16 protein-coding genes are annotated in these 17877 nt (G+C 71.3%); 12 read left to right on the top strand and 4 right to left on the bottom strand.

The features are described from left to right. Window positions 1-20: 20 nt before the first annotated feature. Both ETD85_RS19705 and ETD85_RS19700 read right to left on the bottom strand, forming a co-directional pair. Window positions 21-758 (bottom strand): GntR family transcriptional regulator, encoded by a 738-nt coding sequence (locus ETD85_RS19705; RefSeq protein WP_138691206.1) that lies wholly within the window; start codon window positions 756-758, stop codon window positions 21-23. 85 nt (window positions 759-843) lie between these two features. Beyond that, window positions 844-2112 (bottom strand): MFS transporter, encoded by a 1269-nt coding sequence (locus ETD85_RS19700; RefSeq protein WP_138691205.1) that lies wholly within the window; start codon window positions 2110-2112, stop codon window positions 844-846. A 90-nt stretch (window positions 2113-2202) separates the two neighbouring features. On the opposite strand from ETD85_RS19700, the gene sucC reads away from it, so the two are divergent. From sucC to ETD85_RS19670, 6 genes are read left to right on the top strand one after another with little or no spacing between them, the layout of a single operon-like run. After that, a complete protein-coding gene (gene sucC / locus ETD85_RS19695) occupies window positions 2203-3333 on the top strand; it encodes an ADP-forming succinate--CoA ligase subunit beta (RefSeq protein ID WP_138691204.1) in 1131 nt (376 codons plus the stop codon). Further along, window positions 3333-4229: a succinate--CoA ligase subunit alpha gene (gene sucD, locus ETD85_RS19690; RefSeq protein ID WP_138691203.1), complete on the top strand. Its 897-nt coding sequence runs from the start codon at window positions 3333-3335 to the stop codon at window positions 4227-4229. Before sucC ends, sucD begins: the two co-directional genes overlap by 1 nt. Then, window positions 4226-4990 (top strand): hydroxypyruvate isomerase family protein, encoded by a 765-nt coding sequence (locus tag ETD85_RS19685; protein WP_138691202.1) that lies wholly within the window; start codon window positions 4226-4228, stop codon window positions 4988-4990. Before sucD ends, ETD85_RS19685 begins: the two co-directional genes overlap by 4 nt. After that, entirely contained in the window at window positions 4987-5847 is an 861-nt protein-coding gene (locus tag ETD85_RS19680) for a 2-hydroxy-3-oxopropionate reductase (RefSeq protein ID WP_138691201.1), read from the top strand. Before ETD85_RS19685 ends, ETD85_RS19680 begins: the two co-directional genes overlap by 4 nt. After that, a complete protein-coding gene (gene gcl / locus ETD85_RS19675) occupies window positions 5844-7565 on the top strand; it encodes a glyoxylate carboligase (RefSeq protein WP_138691200.1) in 1722 nt (573 codons plus the stop codon). Before ETD85_RS19680 ends, gcl begins: the two co-directional genes overlap by 4 nt. A gap of 10 nt (window positions 7566-7575) precedes the next feature. Continuing rightward, window positions 7576-9108 carry an aldehyde dehydrogenase family protein gene (locus ETD85_RS19670; protein ID WP_138691199.1) on the top strand — a complete coding sequence of 511 codons (1533 nt, stop codon included), beginning with the start codon at window positions 7576-7578 and terminating at the stop codon, window positions 9106-9108. A gap of 40 nt (window positions 9109-9148) precedes the next feature. Here the strand turns inward: ETD85_RS19670 and ETD85_RS19665 are convergent, their stop codons facing one another. Next, window positions 9149-9493 (bottom strand): DUF6703 family protein, encoded by a 345-nt coding sequence (locus ETD85_RS19665; protein ID WP_138691198.1) that lies wholly within the window; start codon window positions 9491-9493, stop codon window positions 9149-9151. Window positions 9494-9594: 101 nt separating this feature from the next. Between ETD85_RS19665 and ETD85_RS19660 the strand changes: the two genes are divergently transcribed. From ETD85_RS19660 to ETD85_RS19650, 3 genes are all read left to right on the top strand, one after another. Next, complete coding sequence (locus ETD85_RS19660; protein WP_138691197.1) at window positions 9595-9882, top strand: antibiotic biosynthesis monooxygenase family protein; 288 nt, start codon at window positions 9595-9597, stop codon at window positions 9880-9882. Between the two features lie 94 nt (window positions 9883-9976). Further along, window positions 9977-11362 (top strand): glycine--tRNA ligase, encoded by a 1386-nt coding sequence (locus ETD85_RS19655; RefSeq protein ID WP_206058412.1) that lies wholly within the window; start codon window positions 9977-9979, stop codon window positions 11360-11362. Window positions 11363-11658: 296 nt separating this feature from the next. After that, a complete protein-coding gene (locus tag ETD85_RS19650; protein ID WP_206058411.1) occupies window positions 11659-14739 on the top strand; it encodes a M14 family metallopeptidase in 3081 nt (1026 codons plus the stop codon). A gap of 72 nt (window positions 14740-14811) precedes the next feature. On the opposite strand, the gene ETD85_RS19645 is transcribed toward ETD85_RS19650, so the two are convergent. Next, window positions 14812-15717 carry a dienelactone hydrolase family protein gene (locus ETD85_RS19645; RefSeq protein WP_138691195.1) on the bottom strand — a complete coding sequence of 302 codons (906 nt, stop codon included), beginning with the start codon at window positions 15715-15717 and terminating at the stop codon, window positions 14812-14814. Window positions 15718-15830: 113 nt separating this feature from the next. Between ETD85_RS19645 and ETD85_RS63190 the strand changes: the two genes are divergently transcribed. From ETD85_RS63190 to ETD85_RS19635, 3 genes are all read left to right on the top strand, one after another. Then, window positions 15831-15977, top strand: coding sequence for a hypothetical protein (locus tag ETD85_RS63190; RefSeq protein WP_170246750.1), 147 nt, complete (start codon window positions 15831-15833; stop codon window positions 15975-15977). Beyond that, window positions 15974-16975 (top strand): AAA family ATPase, encoded by a 1002-nt coding sequence (locus ETD85_RS19640; RefSeq protein ID WP_138691194.1) that lies wholly within the window; start codon window positions 15974-15976, stop codon window positions 16973-16975. The genes ETD85_RS63190 and ETD85_RS19640 overlap by 4 nt, the downstream gene beginning before the upstream one ends. After that, window positions 16972-17877: DUF58 domain-containing protein (locus ETD85_RS19635; protein WP_138691193.1), on the top strand; the 906-nt coding region annotated here is incomplete at its 3' end. The genes ETD85_RS19640 and ETD85_RS19635, both read left to right, overlap by 4 nt.

Below are 17877 nucleotides of genomic sequence, written 5' to 3'. Positions count from 1 at the left end.
GGATTTCTGTGAACGTCAGGTCAACCTAGCTGCCGCGGTCGGCGGCGCCGCACCGGCTTGGGCGCGGGCTCGACCGGCTCGCTCTCGCGCTGCTCCATGTAGGAGGCGCGGGTGTGCTCGGTGTGCTCGCGCATGATCTTCGCGGCCCGCCGCTCGTCGCCGGCCTCGATGGCGTCGATCAGCGACGTGTGCTCCTCCCACGAGGCCATGCCCCGCTGGCGGGCCACCGGCGTGTGATACCACCGCACCCGCCTGGCCACCTGGCTGGTCAGCTCGGCCAGCACCGCGTTGCCCGACAGGGCCGTCACCAGGGCGTGCAGCTCGGAGTTGGTCGCCACGGCGGACTCGACGTCGTCGGACTCCACCGCCGCGATGCCGCGGGCGCACATGGCGCGCAGCTGCTTCACGCCCTCCTCGCCGGCGTGCTGGGCGGCGAGCCGGGCGGACTCGGTCTCCAGCAGGGTGCGCACGGCGAGCAACTGGTCGGCCTCCGCGAGCGTCGGGACGTGCACGAACGCGCCTTGACCCGGGTGCAGGTCGACCCAGCCCTCGCCGCTGAGCTGCTGCAACGCCTCGCGCACCGGCTGCCTGGACACGCCGAGCAGCTCGGCCAGCTCGCTCTCCACCAGGTGCTGGCCGGGCTTGAGCTGGCCGGAGACGATGAGCTCTTGGATAGCCTCGATCACGCTCTCCCTGAGCGTGGCCGGGCGGGGAATCTTGGCGGCCGCCGTCTGACCGGCCTGATCCGACAGCAACATGTTCGTGTCTCCAGAGCAGCTTTAAAGTTTTTCGTCGACTGCCTACAGCATACCGTCCGGGGGTTGCCTGCGGTCGTGAGTCTCATCACAAGGGCAGCGTGACCGGCAGGCCGGGCAGGCGCAGGCGCGGGGTGGCCAGGGCGGGCAGCGCGGCGAGGGCGGCGGCGGCCAGCAGGGCGCTCGCCGGGGCGGCCAGCGCGAGCCAGGCCAGGGCGACGGCGCCCGCTCCCGCCAGGGCCTTGGCGCTGTAGACCACGGCGTGGATCTCGCCGGCGCGCTCGGTGCCGAAGAGCTCGCGGACGAGGCTGGCGACGAGCGGGTAGAACGCGCCGCCGCCCAGCCCCGCCAGGACGGCCCCGGCCCACAGCGGCGCGCCGCCTCCATCCGCGCTCCCGGTCGCACCGGCCGCGACGGCGGGAGCGGCGGCGATCGCGAGGAGGAGCTGGCCGGCGGCGAGCGAGGTCAGGACCGCGGCGAGCGCGCGCCGGCGGCCGAACACCTCCGAGCAGCGCATCGCCACCGACCGGCCGGCCCCGTTGAGCGCCACCAGGAGGGCCACGGCGCCCCACGACCCGGTACGCGCGACCACGATCACGTCGAACACCGACACCGCGCCTGCGCAGGTCAGGATCAGGGCGAGCGCGGGCAGCGTACGCGTGCGCAGCGCCTGGGCCAGCCGGAACTGCCTGGCCGCCTCCGGGGTCGTGCGCAGCCGCGCCGCGTCCAGGGCGTGCGAGCGCGGGTCCACGTCACCCGGCCACCACAGGGCCGGGGGCAGCCGCAGGTGCCGGGCGGCCAGGCCGATCACGCCGGCCGCCAGGACCGCCGCGACCAGGAAGGCGGTGGACGTGGCGGACGGGTCGATCCCGGCCCAGACGAGCAGGGGTGCCGCGCCGTACCCGAAGGCGCCGGTGATCAGGCCCACGCGGCCGGCCGGTCGTTCCGGGTACCAGGCGGCGACCACCTCGGCGCAGACCCCGTACACCAGGCCCGCGCCGAGCCCGCCGAGCAGCGCGTATCCGGCGAGCGCGGCGGGCCCGCCCGTGGTGAGCCCCGCCGTGGCCAGGCCGAGCCCGCTCAGCGCGGCTCCGGCGGCCAGGCAGGCGCGCACGCTCAGGCGGCCCCGGCGGACGAGGTGCAGGGCCGGGAGCGCGCCGGCGGCCTGGCAGGCGATCCAGACGGCGAGCAGGGTCAGGCCGGTGGCCTCCTTGGCGAGAAGGGCGGCGTAGCCGTACTGGAGCGGGCTGATCGCGGCCATGGCCGCCAGGGCCAGCCAGAACATGCGCGGGCGGTCGGCGGGGACGGGCCCGGGGAGGTACGAGCGGCCGCGCCAATCTCTTACTGCATTCTCCATACTGTATGGAATATCCAGAAGACAGACGCTCTGTCGAGACCCTAGACGGAGGATATTCCATACGGTATACCGTCTACAAAGGAGGCTCGAATGGACCTGTACGAGTACCAGGCGAAGGAGCTCTTCGGCCGTCACGGCATCCCGGTTCCCGCAGGCAGGGTGGCGGCCACCCCCGCCGAGGCCCGTGCGATCGCGGCCGAGCTGAACACCCCCGTCGTCATCAAGGCCCAGGTGAAGACGGGCGGGCGGGGCAAGGCGGGCGGCATCAGGACCGCGGCGGGCCCGGTCACCGCCGAGATCGAGGCCGACCGCGTCATCGGAATGGACATCAAGGGGCACATCGCGCGCAGCGTGCTGGTGGAGGCCGCGACCGTGCCGTTCGAGGAGTACTACGCGGCCTTCCTCGTGGACCGGGCCGAGGGCGGCTTCCTGGCGATGGTGTCGGGCCAGGGCGGCATGGAGATCGAGGAGCTCGCCGCCACCGACCCCGACGCGCTGGTACGCCTGCCGATCGACCCGGTGACGGGGGTGGACGCGGACACCGCGCGGCTGCTCGCGGCCAAGGCGGGCCTGCCGGAACAGGCCGCCGAGGTGCTGGAGCGGCTGTGGCGGGTGCTGGTCGCGGAAGACGCGCTGCTGGTCGAGGTGAACCCGCTGATCTGCACCACCGACCAGCGGATCGTGGCGCTCGACGGCAAGGTCACCCTGGACGGCAACTCCGCCTTCCGGCACGACTGGGAGTACGCCGAGGACGCCGCCGGACTGGAGGCGCGGGCCAGGGCCAAGGGCCTCAACTACGTCAAGCTGGACGGGAACGTCGGCGTCATCGGCAACGGCGCCGGGCTGGTCATGAGCACGCTCGACGTGGTGGCGGGCGCGGGCGCCGCCCCGGCCAACTTCCTGGACATCGGCGGCGGGGCCTCCGCCAAGGTGATGGCCGACGGGCTGGAGATCATCCTGGCCGACCCCGGCGTGCGCTCGGTGCTGGTCAACGTCTTCGGCGGGATCACCGCCTGCGACGCGGTGGCGAACGGCATCGTCACCGCGCTCGGACTGCTCGGCGAGCGCGGCCTGGGCCGGCCCATCGTCGTACGGCTGGACGGCAACAACGCCGAGGTGGGCCGGCGCATCCTCAGCGACGCCAGGCACCCGGCGGTCCGGCAGGTCTCCACCATGGACGGCGCCGCCGAGACGGCGGCCAGACTCGCGGCAGGTGCGTGATGGCGATCTTTCTGACCAAGGACAGCCGGGTGCTCGTGCAGGGCATGACGGGCGCGGAGGGCACCAGGCACACGACCCGCATGCTCGCCGCCGGCACCGACGTCGTCGCCGGGGTGACGCCGGGCAAGGGCGGCAGGTCCGTGGACTTCGGCGAGCGCACGGTGCCCGTCTTCGGGTCCGTCGCGGAGGCGGTGTCGGAGACCGGGGCGGACGTCTCGGTGATCTTCGTGCCGCCGCGGTTCACCGGCTCGGCGGTGGAGGAGGCCGTCGCGGCGGAGGTGCCGCTGTGCGTGGTCATCACCGAGGGCGTGCCCGTGCACGACGCCGTGCGCTTCCGCGCCCTGGCGAACGGGCGCACCAGGATCATCGGGCCCAACTGCCCTGGGCTGATCAGCCCAGGGCAGTCCTCGGCCGGGATCATCCCCGCCGACATCACCTCGGCCGGGCGGATCGGGCTGGTCTCGAAGTCGGGGACGCTGACCTACCAGCTCATGTACGAGCTGCGCGACCTCGGCTTCTCCACCGCCGTGGGCATCGGCGGCGACCCGGTGGTCGGGACGACGCACATCGACTGCCTCCAGGCGTTCCAGGACGACCCGGGGACGGACGCCATCGTCATGATCGGCGAGATCGGCGGCGACGCGGAGGAACGGGCCGCCGCCTACATCGCCGCCCGCGTCACCAAACCGGTGGTGGCTTACGTGGCCGGGTTCACCGCGCCCGAGGGCAGGACGATGGGGCACGCGGGCGCGATCGTCTCGGGGTCGTCCGGCACCGCCCAGGCCAAGAAGGAGGCCCTGGAGGCGGTCGGCGTCCGCGTCGGCCGCACCCCCTCCGAAACCGCCCGCCTCATGCGCTCAGCACTGGCCGAACTCGGCCGTAAGGCGGCGTCATGAGGTTCGACGTTAACTTGTCCATACTGCTGACGGACTTGGACCTGGTCGAGAGACCTGCTGCGGCGGCCAAGGCGGGGTTCGACGCCGTCGAGCTGTGGTGGCCGTTCGATACCCCCGACCCGGGCGGTGCGGAGCTGGCCGCGCTGCGCGGCGCCATCGAGGACGCCGGGGTCCGCCTCGTCGGGCTGAACTTCGACGCCGGCGACATGGCCGCCGGCGAGCGCGGCCTGCTGTCCAGCCCCGAGGGCTCGGCCAGGTTCCAGGCGAACATCGACGTCGCGGTCCGGCTGGCCGGCGAGCTCGGGTGCGGGGTGCTCAACGCCCTGTACGGCAACGGCCCGGGCGACGACAGGGACCTGGCCGTGGCGAACCTGAGGAGGGCGGCGGACGCGGCGGCCGGCATCGGCGCGACCGTGGTCGTCGAAGCCCTCAACTCCCATGAAAACCCGAAATATCCGATCACATCGTCGCAAGCGGCGTTCGACCTGATCGACGAGGTGGACAGGGACAACGTGGCCTTCCTGGCCGACCTGTACCACCTGCACCGGATGGGCGAAGACGTGCTGGCGCTCATCGACGGGCACTGCGGCAGGTTCGGCCACGTCCAGATCGCCGACGACCCCGGAAGGGGCCGGCCGGGCAGCGGGCGGATGCCGTACCCGGAGATCTTCGCCCGGCTGGCCGCGGCCGGCTACCGAGGGCACGTGGGCCTGGAATACCGGCACGAGGGACCGGGCGCGTTCGACTGGAGGCGGGCATGAACATCGGGTTCGTCGGCTTGGGGATCATGGGCAGCCCGATGGCGGCCAACCTCATCAAGGCCGGACACGCGGTGACCGGTTATGACGTGAGCGCCGAGCGCGTCGATCAACTCGCCGCTCTGGGCGGCAAGGGCGCGTCGAGCGTGGTGGACGCGGTGGGCGGCGCGGACGTGGTGATCACCATGCTGCCCGACTCGCCGCAGGTGGAGGAGGTGGCGCCGCTGGTGATCGAGTACGGCAGGCCGAACCTCCTCTACATCGACATGAGCACCATCAAGCCGGAGACCTCCCGCTGGGTCGCGCGGCGGGCGGCGGCCGAGGGCGTACGCGTGCTGGACGCCCCGGTCAGCGGCGGCGAGCGGGGCGCGGTCGACGGCACGCTGTCGATCATGGTGGGCGGCGCGGAGGAGGACGTCGAGGCGGCCAGGCCGGTGCTGTGGGCGCTCGGCACGACGGTGGTGCACGTCGGCCCGGCCGGCGCCGGGCAGACCGTGAAGGCGGCCAACCAGCTCGTCGTCGGCGGCATCTACGGGCTGGTGTCGGAGGCGATCGTGCTGCTCGAAGCCTCGGGGGTGGACCCGGTGGCCGGGCTCGACGTGCTCGCGGCCGGCCTGGCGGGCTCCAGGATCCTGGAGCTCAAGCGGCACACCATGGTCAAGCGGGAGTTCGCCCCCGGATTCCGGATCGACCTGCACCACAAGGACATGGGCATCGCCGTCGCCGCCGCCCGCGAGGCCGGGGTGAGCCTGCCGCTCACCGGCCAGGTCGCCCAGCTCGTGGCCGCGGCCAGGGCGCAGGGCCACGGCTCGCTCGACCACTCCGCCCTGCTCAAGGTGATCGAAAGGCTCAATGGATGAACCGCATTCCGTGCATGGAGGCAGTCGTCGCGGTGCTGGAGTCGGAGGGCGTGGACACCGTCTTCGGCATCCCGGGCGCGGCCATCCTGCCCCTCTACGCCGCTCTCCAGCACAGCTCGGTCCGGCACGTGACGGTGCGCCACGAGGAGGGCGGCACCCACGCGGCCGACGGCTGGGCCAGGGCGACCGGGAACGTCGGCGTCTGCATCGGCACCTCCGGCCCGGCCGGCACGAACATGATCACCGGTCTCTACACCGCGATGGCCGACTCGATCCCGATGATCTGCGTCACCGGGCAGGCGGCGACCGCAAAGCTGCACCAGGAGGCGTTCCAGGCGGTCGACATCGTGGAGATCGCCCGGCCGGTGACCAAGTGGGCGGTGCAGCTCAAGGAGCCCGCGCAGGCGCCGTGGGTGTTCAGGGAGGCGTTCAGGATCGCGCGCTCGGGGCGCCCCGGACCCGTGCTGATCGACCTGCCGATCGACGTCCAGCGCGGCTCCTGCCTGTACGACCGCGAGCTGGACGCGCCGCTGGCCGTCGAGGTGCCGGAGCCGCTGCCCAGAGTCGTGCGCCGGGCCGTGGACCTGCTGGCCGGAGCCAGGCGGCCGATCATCCTGGCCGGCGGCGGGGTGATCATCGCCGACGCCTGCGACGAGCTGCGCGCGCTGGCCGAGCACCTCCAGGTGCCCGTGCAGGTGACGCTCATGGGCAAGGGCGCCTTCCCCGAGGACCATCCGCTGTTCGCGGGCATGGCCGGGACGCAGACCCAGACGCGGTGGGGCAACGCCGCGTTCCTGGAGAGCGACCTCGTGCTGGCCGTGGGCGCCCGCTTCGGCGACCGGCACACCGGCGACCTCGACGTCTACCGCAGGGGACGCACGTTCGTGCACGTGGACATCGAGCCCACGCAGATCGGCCGGGTCTTCGAGCCCGACCTGGGGATCGTCGGCCACGCCAGGCCGGTGCTGGCGGGGCTGCTGGACGAGGCGCGCGGCCGCTCGGGGCCGCAGGAGCCGGGCAAGTGGGTGAGCAGGATCGGCGAGCTGCGCCGCACGATGGCCAGGCGCGACGACTTCGACGACGTGCCCATCAAGCCGCCGAGGGTGTTCAAGGAGATCAACGACTATTTCGGCAGGGACACCACCTTCGTCACCGCGATCGGGCTCTACCAGATCTGGTCCGGCCAGTTCCAGACCACGTACCTGCCGCGCCGCTACCTGGTCTGCGGGCAGGCGGGACCGCTGGGCTGGGAGGTGCCCGCCGCCATGGGCGTCCGGCTCGCCCATCCCGAACGGCAGGTCGTGGCCGTGGTCGGCGACTACTCCTTCCAGTTCCTCATGGAGGAGGTCGCGGTGGCGGCCCAGTATCGGGTCCCGTTCGTCATCATCATGATCAACAACGAGTACCTGGGCCTCATCCGGCAGGCCGAGCTCCCGTACGACATGAACTTCGCCGTGGACCTGCACTACGGCGAGGGCGGCATCGATCACGTCAAGGCGATGGAGGCGTTCGGCTGCCCGGCGCGCCGGGTGGAGCTGCCGGGCGACCTGCGTGACGCGCTGGCCTGGGCGTCGGCGGAGTCCGCGCGGGAGCGGCTGCCGGTGCTGGTCGAGGTGATGGTGGAGCGCGAGGCGAACGCCGCCATGGGGCCCTCGCTGGAGGCGATCAAGGAGTTCGAGCCGCTGCCCGAGCTCATCACCGCCGACTGGTCCGACTGAGGAGGGGCGCATGCAGCTCAAGCCGGGTACGGCCTGGCGCGACGCCTACGAACGCTGCTGTTCGGCGGCGCCGGAGGCCTTCCACGACGACCGGGTGCTGAACCACTGGGGCGGCATCTGGCACCGCGACGGGCGTCCGGTGCCCGGGTTCTCGCCGGTGGACGGCACCGCCATCGCCGGCCTGCCCAGGCTCGACCGGGCGGGCGCGGGACGGGCCGTGGCGGGCGCCGCCGAGGAGCACAACCGGTGGCGCTACCTGCCGCTCGCCGAGCGCAAGGCGATGGTGTCGGCGGCCGTGGAGTCCATGGCCGAGCACCGCGACCTGCTGGCGCTGCTGCTGGTCTGGGAGATCGGCAAGCCGTGGAAGACGGCCCGCGCCGACGTGGACCGGTGCCTGGACGGCGTGCGCTGGTACCTCACGGAGATCGACCGCATGGTGGCCGGCCGCGCGCCGCTGCCCGGCCCGGTCAGCAACATCGCGAGCTGGAACTATCCGATGAGCGTGCTCATGCACGCCATGCTCGTGCAGGCGCTGGCCGGGAACGCGGTGATCGCCAAGACGCCCACCGACGGCGGGCTGTGCTGCCTCACCCTGGCCTGCGCGCTGGCGGTCCGGGAAGGGCTGCCGTTCACGCTGGTCAGCGGAGGAGGGGCGGAGCTGTCGCCGGTGCTGGTGGGCGCCCGCACGTTGGGGTGCGTCTCGTTCGTCGGCGGCAGGGACGCGGGGGCGAAGGTGGCGACCGGGCTGGCCGACCTCGGGCGCCGGCACGTGCTGGAGCAGGAGGGGCTCAACTGCTGGGGCGTGTGGGAGTACGGCGACTGGGACCTGCTCACGAGGCAGATCCGCGGGTCGTTCGACTACGGCAAGCAGCGCTGCACCGCCTACCCGCGGTTCGTGGTGCAGCGGTCGCTGTTCCACGAGTTCCTGGGCGCCTATCTCAAGGCCGTCGGATCGCTGCGCTTCGGGCATCCGCTGGCGGTCGCCGAGCCCGGCGATCCGCTGCCCGAGCTGGACTTCGGGCCGCTGATCAACGCGTCGAAGGCCAAGGAACTGGCCGACCAGGTGGACGAGGCGGTCGCGCGGGGCGGGGTGCCGGTGCATCGGGCGGAGTTGGCTGCCGGACATTTCCTGCCGGGACAGGATATTTCCGCTTATGCGGCTCCGACCGCCCTGCTCAACCCGCCGCGCTCCTCCCCGCTCTTCCACGCCGAGCCGTTCGGGCCCGTGGACACGTTCGTGCTGGTGGACACCGAGGCGGAGCTGCTGGCGGCGATGAACGCCAGCAACGGCGCCCTGGTGGCCACGCTGTCCTGCGACGAGGAGGAGACCTTCCACCGGCTCGCGCCCGAGGTGCGGGCGTTCAAGGTGGGGCACAACAAGCCGCGCTCGCGCGGCGACCGCGAGGAGCTGTTCGGCGGGCTCGGCGCGTCGTGGCGCGGCGCGTTCGTCGGCGGCGAGCTGCTGGTGCGGGCCGCCACCACGGGTCAGGACGCCGACGAGCGCCTGCCCGGCAACTTCCCGCACTACACGATGCTGCCGTAGGAGCACCACACGATGCTGCCGCAGGGGCGTTCGCCGGTGCCTAGAAGGCCCCGAAGCGGGTCGCCGCCAGCAGGACGAGAAAGGTCAGCATGGCGACCCGCAGCAGTTTCCCGCCGATCCCCAGCGACGGCCACGACAGGTAGGCCAGCCAGCCGATGAAGACGATCACCGGCAGCACGGCCACCCCGCCGATCGGGTTCGCCACCGCGAACCCGGCCAGCAGCAGGATCACCAGCACCGCGGGCGCCGCCCACCGGGGCACCTGCGTGAACAGGAACGTCATCGGCACCGCGCTGCGCTGCTCCACGGCCTTGCGCACGCCGGTCGCGCCCGGCGTGAAGAACTGCTCGCCCAGCGGGAGCGGGCGCTTGTTGTCACGAGCCACGCCCCAGAGCCTACGGGAGCGCCCGCCGGCCCGGGCCCCCGTCATGGGGACCTGCGAGAATTGGCGTATCGGGCCGGGCGCAGCGCCTCTAGGCTGGTCGCGTGCTCGCTGTGATCCGATACACCGTTCCAGAGTCCCAGTCCCAAGACTTCCTCAAGCAGGGCCACACGATCCTCGACGCGTTCTCCGCCCAGCCGGGCTATCTGCGCGGCAGGCTGGCCCGTTCGGTCGATGAGCCCAATCTGTGGGCGCTGGTCAGTGAATGGGAGGGCGCCGGTTTCTACCGGAGGGCGCTCTCCGCCGCACGGATGGCGATGTATCCATTGATGATCCTGATGGTCAACGAACCCAGTGCGTACGAGGATGTCTATACACAGGACGGGGCCTAGCGATACCCGCGCGCGAGAGCGGCGGGCGTCCCCTAAGCTGGGATCTCACCGATTTCACCTCGCCGACCTCCAGCCGGAAAGAGAATCAACCAAAATGGCACGACGCACCGACGTCATGGACACCATCGTCAGCCTCGCCAAACGCCGCGGGCTCGTATACCCGTCGAGCGAGATCTACGGCGGACTGCGCGCGTCGTGGGACTACGGTCCACTGGGTGTCGAGCTGAAGAACAACGTCAAGCGGCAGTGGTGGCTGTCGATGGTCCAGTCGCGCGACGACGTGGTGGGCCTCGACTCCTGCGTGATCCTGGCCCCCGAGGTCTGGCGGGCCAGCGGTCACGTCGAGACGTTCACCGACCCGCTGACCGAGTGCCTGTCCTGCCACAAGCGCTTCAGGGCCGACCACCTCATCGAGGCCTACGAAGAGAAGAACGCCAAGACGCCGGAGAACGGCCTGGCCGACATCACCTGCCCCAACTGCGGCAACAAGGGCACCTTCACCGAGCCCCGGCAGTTCAGCGGCCTGCTCAAGACCTACCTCGGCCCGATCGAGGACGAGTCGGGCCTGGCCTACCTGCGGCCCGAGACCGCGCAGGGCATCTTCATCAACTACCTCAACGTGCAGCAGTCGGCCCGCAAGAAGATCCCGTTCGGCATCGGCCAGGTCGGCAAGTCCTTCCGCAACGAGATCACGCCGGGCAACTTCATCTTCCGCACCCGCGAGTTCGAGCAGATGGAGATGGAGTTCTTCGTCAAGCCGGGCACGGACGAGGAGTGGCACCAATACTGGATCGACGAGCGCTTCCGCTGGTACTCCGACCTGGGCATCAACAAAGACAACCTGCGTCTTTACGAGCACCCCAAGGACAAGCTGTCCCACTACTCCAAGCGGACCGTCGACGTCGAATACCGCTTCAACTTCACCGGCTCGGAGTGGGGTGAGCTGGAGGGCATCGCCAACCGCACCGACTTCGACCTGACCGCCCACTCCAAGGCGTCGGGTGTCGACCTCAGCTTCTTCGAGCAGGACACCGGCGAGCGTTACGTCCCCTACGTCATCGAGCCGGCCGCCGGTGTCGACCGGGCCACGCTGACGTTCCTGCTCGACGCCTACAGCGAGGACGAGGCGCCCAACGCCAAGGGCGTGCTGGAGAAGCGCACGGTCATGCGGCTCGACCACCGGCTCGCGCCGGTCAAGGCCGCGGTGCTGCCGCTGTCGCGCAACGCCGACCTGTCGCCGAAGGCCCGCGACCTGGCCGCGCAGCTGCGCCGCAGGTGGAATGTGGAGTTCGACGACGCGGGCGCGATCGGCCGCCGCTACCGCCGCCAGGACGAGATCGGCACGCCGTTCTGCATCACGGTCGACTTCGACACCATCGAGGACCACGCGGTGACGATCCGCGAGCGCGACTCGATGGCCCAGGAGCGCATCTCGATCGACGGCGTGGACGCCTACCTGCGCCAGCATCTCAACGACTGACCGGTTTCCCGTCGGGCCGCTCGCCGCACTGCCGGCGGGCGGCCCGCGTTGTTTCCCGGCCGTCCGCCATTACGGCCTCCGGGGGAAACCCGGATTTTTCCGAGTCCTGGCCGTTTCGCGGGCTCGTACGTTTTCGGACGCCGTTCGGATCACGCGAGGCGAAGACTGACCAGATGTGGCCGTCGTGATTGACAAGCCTCCGACATACGCGGACATTGCGGGCATCCCTTTGCGGCAATCGGGGGCTGATCTCTCTCGGAGGCGCGATGAAGCGCACGCTCATTTTGATCGCCGGAATGCTTCTCTTACTCGGTTCGTTCGCGATCCCGCCCGCCTCGGCGGTGCCGAAACCGTCGGCGGGGCCCGACGGGGTCTTCGTCTACACCGGCGAGCTCACCGCCGACCAGCTCGGCAAGCTGGTGGCGGCGGGCGTCGACCGCGAGGAGATGCGGATCGTCAAACGCGCGAACGGCAAGGTCACCCTTGAGGTGATCCTGTCCTCCGCGCTGGCCGACCGGCTCGCCGGGCAGGGCGTCACCCTGAAGGCCCAGACCGCGGCCGCCTCCCGGCTGGCCCAGAAGGGCGACGGTGTCTTCAAGCGCTACGCGGGCGCCGGCGGCATCCGCGAAGAGCTGATCGCGGCGGCCAACGCCAAGCCCGGCATCGCCAAGGTCGTCAACCTCGGCAACAGCCTCAACGGCACGCCGATCACCGCGATCAAGGTGACCAGGAACGCCCGCAGCCTGGCCGACGGCACGCGCCCGGCCATGCTCTACTCGGCCGCCCAGCACGCCAGGGAGTGGATCACGCCCGAGATGGTCCGGCGGCTGCTGCACCACTTCCTCGACGGCTACGGGACCAATGCCGAGCTGACGCAGCTCGTGAACACCACCGAGCTGTGGTTCGCCCCGGTGCTCAACCCCGACGGCTACGACTACACCTTCACCCCCGACAACCGGCTGTGGCGCAAGAACCTGCGCGACAACGACGGCGACGGGCAGCTCACCAGCGCCGACGGCGTGGACCTCAACCGCAACTTCACCTACAAGTGGGGCTACGACAACGAGGGCTCCTCGAACGTGTTCTCCAGCCAGACCTTCCGCGGCAAGTCGCCGCAGTCGGAGCCGGAGACCTTGGCGATCGACAACCTGGCCAAGCGGGTGAAGTTCCGCTACATGCTGAACTACCACTCGGCGGCCATGCTGCTCCTCTACGGCGTCGGCTGGCAGCAGGCCACCCCCTCGCCGGACGACCTGATCTTCGAGGCGCTGCTCGGCGACGACGCCAACCCGGCCGTGCCGACGTACGACCCGGACATCGGCGCCGAGCTCTACACCACGAACGGTGAGTTCGACGGGCAGATGACCAACGTGCGGGGCGCCATGTCCATCACGCCGGAGATGTCCACCTGCGAGGCGGCGGCCGAGAGTGACCCGAACGACGAGTGGGAGCTCGCCGACTGCGCGGGCGGCCTCGGCTTCACCTTCCCCGACGACGAGGCGCTGATCCAGGCCGAGTTCCTGAAGAACGTCCCGCTGGCGGTGGCGACCGCCAAGACGGCGCTCACGCCGGACACTCCGGTCTCGGTGGTCGGGCGCACGGTGCCCGACTTCGCCCCCGACTCCTTCAGCGTGTCGTACGGCGACCCGCAGCCGGTGGCCGTCACCGCCCGCAGGTCGCTGCTGGCCAAGGTGGCGCGCTTCCGCATCAACAACGGCCCGGCCCAGATCAGGCCGCTGGCGGAATGGCAGGGTGGCGAGCGGTACGGCGACGAGAACGATCTCTACTTCGCCGAGTACCGCGCGACCGTGAGCGGGGCGAAACCGGGTGACAAGGTCGAGGTCTGGTTCCAGGGCCTCAAACCGGGCACCGGCATCGTCTCCAGCTCGCACTTCACCTACACCCTGGCTAAGGACTCCGCGGCCAAGGTCCTGGTGGTGGCGAACGAGGACTATACGGGCTTCAACCCGGACTATCCGGCCTCGGTGACCGCGCCCAAGTACGCCACGAAGTACAAGCAGTCGCTCCAGGCCGCCGGGTACGCCTCCGAGACGTGGGACGTGGACGCCCAGGGCGTGCCGCACCACCTGGGCGTGCTCTCGCACTTCAAGGCCGTGGTGTGGGAGCTGGGCGACAACCGGCTGTCCATGGACCAGCAGGACGTGGTCACGGTCACGCCGCTCGGCAACCTGCCCGACGCGGACGTCAAGCGGTCGCAGCAGGACCTGACCATCTCGATCCGCGACTTCCTCAACGAGGGCGGCAAGCTGCTCCACACCGGCGAGACGGCCGCGTACTACGGCATTCTCGACACGATCATCGGCGGCATCTACTACGGCATCGACGGCAACCCGGACGGGGACTGCGTGGTCACGACCGTCCAGGGTCTGTTCGACGAATGCCTGCTGCTGGCCGACGACTTCACCCAGTACTACATGGGCATCGGCGGGCGCATCCCGCGCAGCGGCCCGACCGGCTTCACCGGCACGGGTCCGCTGGCCGGGGTCAACGGCACGTTCGGCGGTCCCGCCACGGTGGACAACCCGCTGGACGAGGCGGGCGTGCTGCAGCCGATGGGCACGGACCTGCCGCGCTTCACGGGCACTCCGGCGGCCGACTACGTGCTCGGCGCGGGCGGGCCCTTCGACCCGGTCGAGGGCCAGTGGTACGTCAGGGGCCAGCACGTCGACGACTCCTACATGCGGCTGGCCAGGACGATCAACCTGGGCACCGTGACGGCGGCGCAGCAGCCGAGACTGGCCTTCCAGCTCTCCTTCGACACCGAGCCCGGCTACGACAACGTCATCGTCGAGGCCCACACGGTCGGCCAGGACAACTGGACCACGCTGCCCGACCTGAACGGCGGCACCGACACCGGCGTCCCCGCGGAGTGCGAGGCCGGGTTCTACCTGGACGAGCACCCGTGGCTGCTGCACTATCTGACCCCGGGCAACCCGTGCACGCCGACCGGGACCAGCGGATCCTGGAACCGGTTCACCGAGAACTCGGGCGGCTGGCAGCAGGTGGCCTTCGACCTGTCCGCGTACGCGGGGCAGCAGGTCGAGGTGTCGATCAGCTACGTGACCGACCCGGGCACCGGTGGCGTCGGCGCGTTCGTGGACGACACCAGGATCACCACCTCGGCGGGCACCCTGGAGGCCGAGGGCTTCGAGACCGGGCTCGGGCCGTGGACGCTCCCCGGACCGCCGGCGGGCAGCCCGACCGGCGCCGGGGACTTCGTCAGGGCGCAGGCCGACAAGACGGCGGCGGTGGCCACCAAGGACACCGTGCTCGTGGGCTTCGGCCTGGAGCAGATCGCCACCGACAGTGAGAGGAACGCGGCGCTGAAGAAGATGATGAAGTACCTGATCGGCTGACCTGCCGACCGCACGGGACGGCCACCCCGCACGGGGTGGCCGTCCTCCCGCGTCCGGCGTGGGCCGGGCTCCTCACGCGAGGTGGCGGCCGAACCAGGACAGGACCCGCTCGTACGCCTGCGCCGCCGCCGGCGCGTTGTACCGCTGGCCGGTGTCGTTGAAGAACGCGTGCCCGACCCCGGGGAACGTGACCAGCTCGTGCGTGAGCCCCGCCTTCTCCAGCGCGGCCTTGGCGGCGTCCCTGGAGGCGTTCACCCGGTCGTCCTGCTCGGCGTACACCCCCAGGACGGCCGCCTTGGTGCCGGCCATGTCGGCGTTGTCGGGCAGCGGCCCGTAGAAGGGCACGGCGGCGGCCAGGCGCGGCTCGGACGACGACAGCAGCAGCCGGGTCATCCCGCCGCCGAAGCAGAAGCCCATCATGCCGAGCTTCGCCCCTTCTGCCCGGTTGACCAGCTCGCCCACCGCCGCCTTCATGTCGGCCACGAACCGCTCCGGCGTGATCTCCCCGAGCTTGGCGGTGGCCTGCGCGGTGTCGGTGAACGACGCCGTCCCGCCCTCGCGGGACAGCAGGTCGAGGGCCAGCGCCGAGTAGCCGCTGGCGGCCAGGCGGCCGGCGACCGAGCGGATGTGGTCGGTCAGCCCGCGGTTCTCGTGGATGACGAGCACCGCACCCTTGGGGTCCGCGGCCGCGGCCCAGGCGGCCCGCAGCGTCGTCCCCTCGGGCCCGGGGAAGGTGATCGCCTCCGTCGGCAGCGGCGCGGGCCCCGCCGGGCTGGCCGTTGCGGACGGGGCGGGGGCTGTGGACGACGGCGCGGGCGTGGTCTCCGGTGGCGCGCCGCAGGCTGCAAGGAGGGCGCTGGCGGCGGGGAGGCCCAGTCCCAGCAGGGCGAGCCGCCGCAGCGCCTCACGCCGTGGGATCAGGCCGTCGACGTGGTCGTGAGCCACCTCTTCTGCGAGATAGCGCTGGATGGGCGTCATGCCGGAGGTGTATCCCCGTGAACCGAAAAATCGTGTAAAGGGCAGGGTTACGCCGGTTTTCTCGCCCGCCTGATGACATGCCTTCTACGCCGATACGAGGGACGAGGGAACCCATGCGTACATCACGTTTCGCTCTTGTGTTGCTGGCCGCCGGCGCGGTGCTCATGACGGGGAGCGCCGCGTTCGCCGATCCCGAGCCGACCGCTCTGGAGCTGCGGGTGGTCGTGGACGACTGCCACAGGAAGGTCGTCCAGCCATGACCGACCACGCGCTGCTCGAACGGGCGCTGTTCGAGGTCAAGCGGGTGATCGTCGGGCAGGACCGGATGGTGGAGCGGCTGCTCGTGGCGGTCCTCGCCAAGGGCCACTGCCTGCTGGAAGGCGTGCCGGGCATCGCCAAGACGCTCGCCGCCGAGACCATGGCCACCGTCGTGGGCGGCACGTTCGCCCGCGTCCAGTTCACGCCCGACCTGGTGCCGTCCGACATCGTCGGCACCAGGATCTACCGGCCCTCCACCGAGACGTTCGACGTCGAGCTCGGCCCGGTGATGGTCAACCTGCTGCTCGCCGACGAGATCAACCGGGCGCCCGCGAAGGTGCAGTCGGCCCTGCTGGAGATCATGGCCGAGCGGCAGGTCAGCATCGGCGGGGTCACCCACGACGTGCCCAGGCCGTTCCTGGTGCTGGCCACGCAGAACCCGATCGAGTCCGAGGGCGTCTACCACCTGCCGGAGGCGCAGCGGGACCGCTTCCTGATGAAGATCGACGTGGACTATCCCAGCGAATCGGAGGAGCTGGCGATCGTCTACCGGATGAGCGTGGACCCGCCCGCGGCCCAGCCCGTCCTGGACCCGGCGCGGGTCGTCGCGCTCCAGCGGCGGGCGGAGAAGGCGTTCGTGCACCACGCCGTCGCCGAGTACGCCGTCCGCCTCGTCTACGCCACCCGCGAACCCGAGCGGTACGGGGTGGCGGACGTGCGACGGCTGCTGGGCTTCGGCGCGAGCCCCAGGGCCACGCTCGGCCTGCTCGCGGCCGGTCGGGCGCTGGCGCTCCTGCGGGGACGGGACTACGTGCTGCCCGAGGACGTACGGGACCTGGCCCACGACGTGATGGCGCACCGGCTCGTGCTCTCCTTCGACGCCCTGGCCGACGGGGTGTCCGCCCGGGAGATCGTGGACCGGGTGCTGGACGCGGTCCCGATGCCGATCATCGCGCCCCAGCAGGACCTGGGGACCCAGCGGCAGGAAGCCGTGGCATGAAGCCGTACCTGATGGCCGAGCCCGCGCTGCGCAGGCTGGAGCTGACGATCACCAGGAGGCTGGATGGACTGCTCCAGGGGGAGCACCTCGGCCTGGTGCCCGGTCCCGGGAGTGAGATGGCGGAGGCCAGGGCGTACCAGGCGGGGGACGACGTACGGCGGATGGACTGGAACGTCACCGCCCGCACGGGCGAGCCGCACGTGCGGGACCTGGTCGCCGACCGGGAGCTGGAGATCTGGGCCCTGCTCGACGCCACCGCGAGCATGGACTTCGGGACCGCGACGATGGAGAAGCGGGAGCTGGCCCTGTCCGCGCTGGCGGCCGTCGGCTTCCTCACCCAGCGGACCGGCAACCGGATCGGCACCCACCTGCTGCACGGCGGCGGCGTCAGGACGCTGCCCGCCAGGACGGGCCGGCCGCACCTGATGGCGCTGCTGCAGGCGGCGTTCGGGCTGCGCAGGACGCCGCCGGGGGTGGCGGAGCCGCTGCTCGGCGTGGCGGCCGAGCAGCTCGGCCGGGTCGTGCGGCGCCGGGGCCTGATCGTCGTGGTCTCGGACTTCCTGGACCCGCCCGAGACCTGGGAGCAGCCGCTGCGGCGGCTCGCGGCCAGGCACCAGGTGCTGGCCGTGGAGGTGCTCGACCCGCGCGAGCTGACCCTGCCGGACGTCGGGATCCTCACGCTGATCGACCCGGAGACGGGCCGGCGGCGCGAGGTCGCCACCGGCGACGCCCGCCTGCGCCGCAGGTACGCCGAGGCCGCGGCCGGGCAGCGGGACGCCATCGCGCGGGGGCTGAGCCGGGCGGGGGCGAGCCACCTGCGCCTGCGCACAGACCGGGACTGGGTGTGTGACCTCGTCCAGTACGTCATGAGACAACGCCGCCTGGCGGCGCTGGCCCCGAGC

It is taken from the genome of Nonomuraea zeae (genome assembly GCF_005889725.1).
GTDB classification, from domain to species: domain Bacteria; phylum Actinomycetota; class Actinomycetes; order Streptosporangiales; family Streptosporangiaceae; genus Nonomuraea; species Nonomuraea zeae.
Note: the sequence above shows the minus strand (reverse complement) of the source record. Positions and strands in the feature narration are given on the sequence as shown.

Bases quoted from the DNA above. Each gene is read 5' to 3' on its own strand.
- ETD85_RS19705 (WP_138691206.1), bottom strand. From the start codon at position 758: ATGTTGCTGTCGGATCAGGCCGGTCAGACGGCGGCCGCCAAGATTCCC.
- ETD85_RS19700 (WP_138691205.1), bottom strand. From the start codon at position 2,112: ATGGAGAATGCAGTAAGAGATTGGCGCGGCCGCTCGTACCTCCCCGGG.
- sucC (WP_138691204.1), top strand. From the start codon at position 2,203: ATGGACCTGTACGAGTACCAGGCGAAGGAGCTCTTCGGCCGTCACGGC.
- sucD (WP_138691203.1), top strand. From the start codon at position 3,333: ATGGCGATCTTTCTGACCAAGGACAGCCGGGTGCTCGTGCAGGGCATG.
- ETD85_RS19685 (WP_138691202.1), top strand. From the start codon at position 4,226: ATGAGGTTCGACGTTAACTTGTCCATACTGCTGACGGACTTGGACCTG.
- ETD85_RS19680 (WP_138691201.1), top strand. From the start codon at position 4,987: ATGAACATCGGGTTCGTCGGCTTGGGGATCATGGGCAGCCCGATGGCG.
- gcl (WP_138691200.1), top strand. From the start codon at position 5,844: ATGAACCGCATTCCGTGCATGGAGGCAGTCGTCGCGGTGCTGGAGTCG.
- ETD85_RS19670 (WP_138691199.1), top strand. From the start codon at position 7,576: ATGCAGCTCAAGCCGGGTACGGCCTGGCGCGACGCCTACGAACGCTGC.
- ETD85_RS19655 (WP_206058412.1), top strand. From the start codon at position 9,977: ATGGCACGACGCACCGACGTCATGGACACCATCGTCAGCCTCGCCAAA.
- ETD85_RS19650 (WP_206058411.1), top strand. From the start codon at position 11,659: ATGCTTCTCTTACTCGGTTCGTTCGCGATCCCGCCCGCCTCGGCGGTG.
- ETD85_RS19645 (WP_138691195.1), bottom strand. From the start codon at position 15,717: ATGACGCCCATCCAGCGCTATCTCGCAGAAGAGGTGGCTCACGACCAC.
- ETD85_RS63190 (WP_170246750.1), top strand. From the start codon at position 15,831: ATGCGTACATCACGTTTCGCTCTTGTGTTGCTGGCCGCCGGCGCGGTG.
- ETD85_RS19640 (WP_138691194.1), top strand. From the start codon at position 15,974: ATGACCGACCACGCGCTGCTCGAACGGGCGCTGTTCGAGGTCAAGCGG.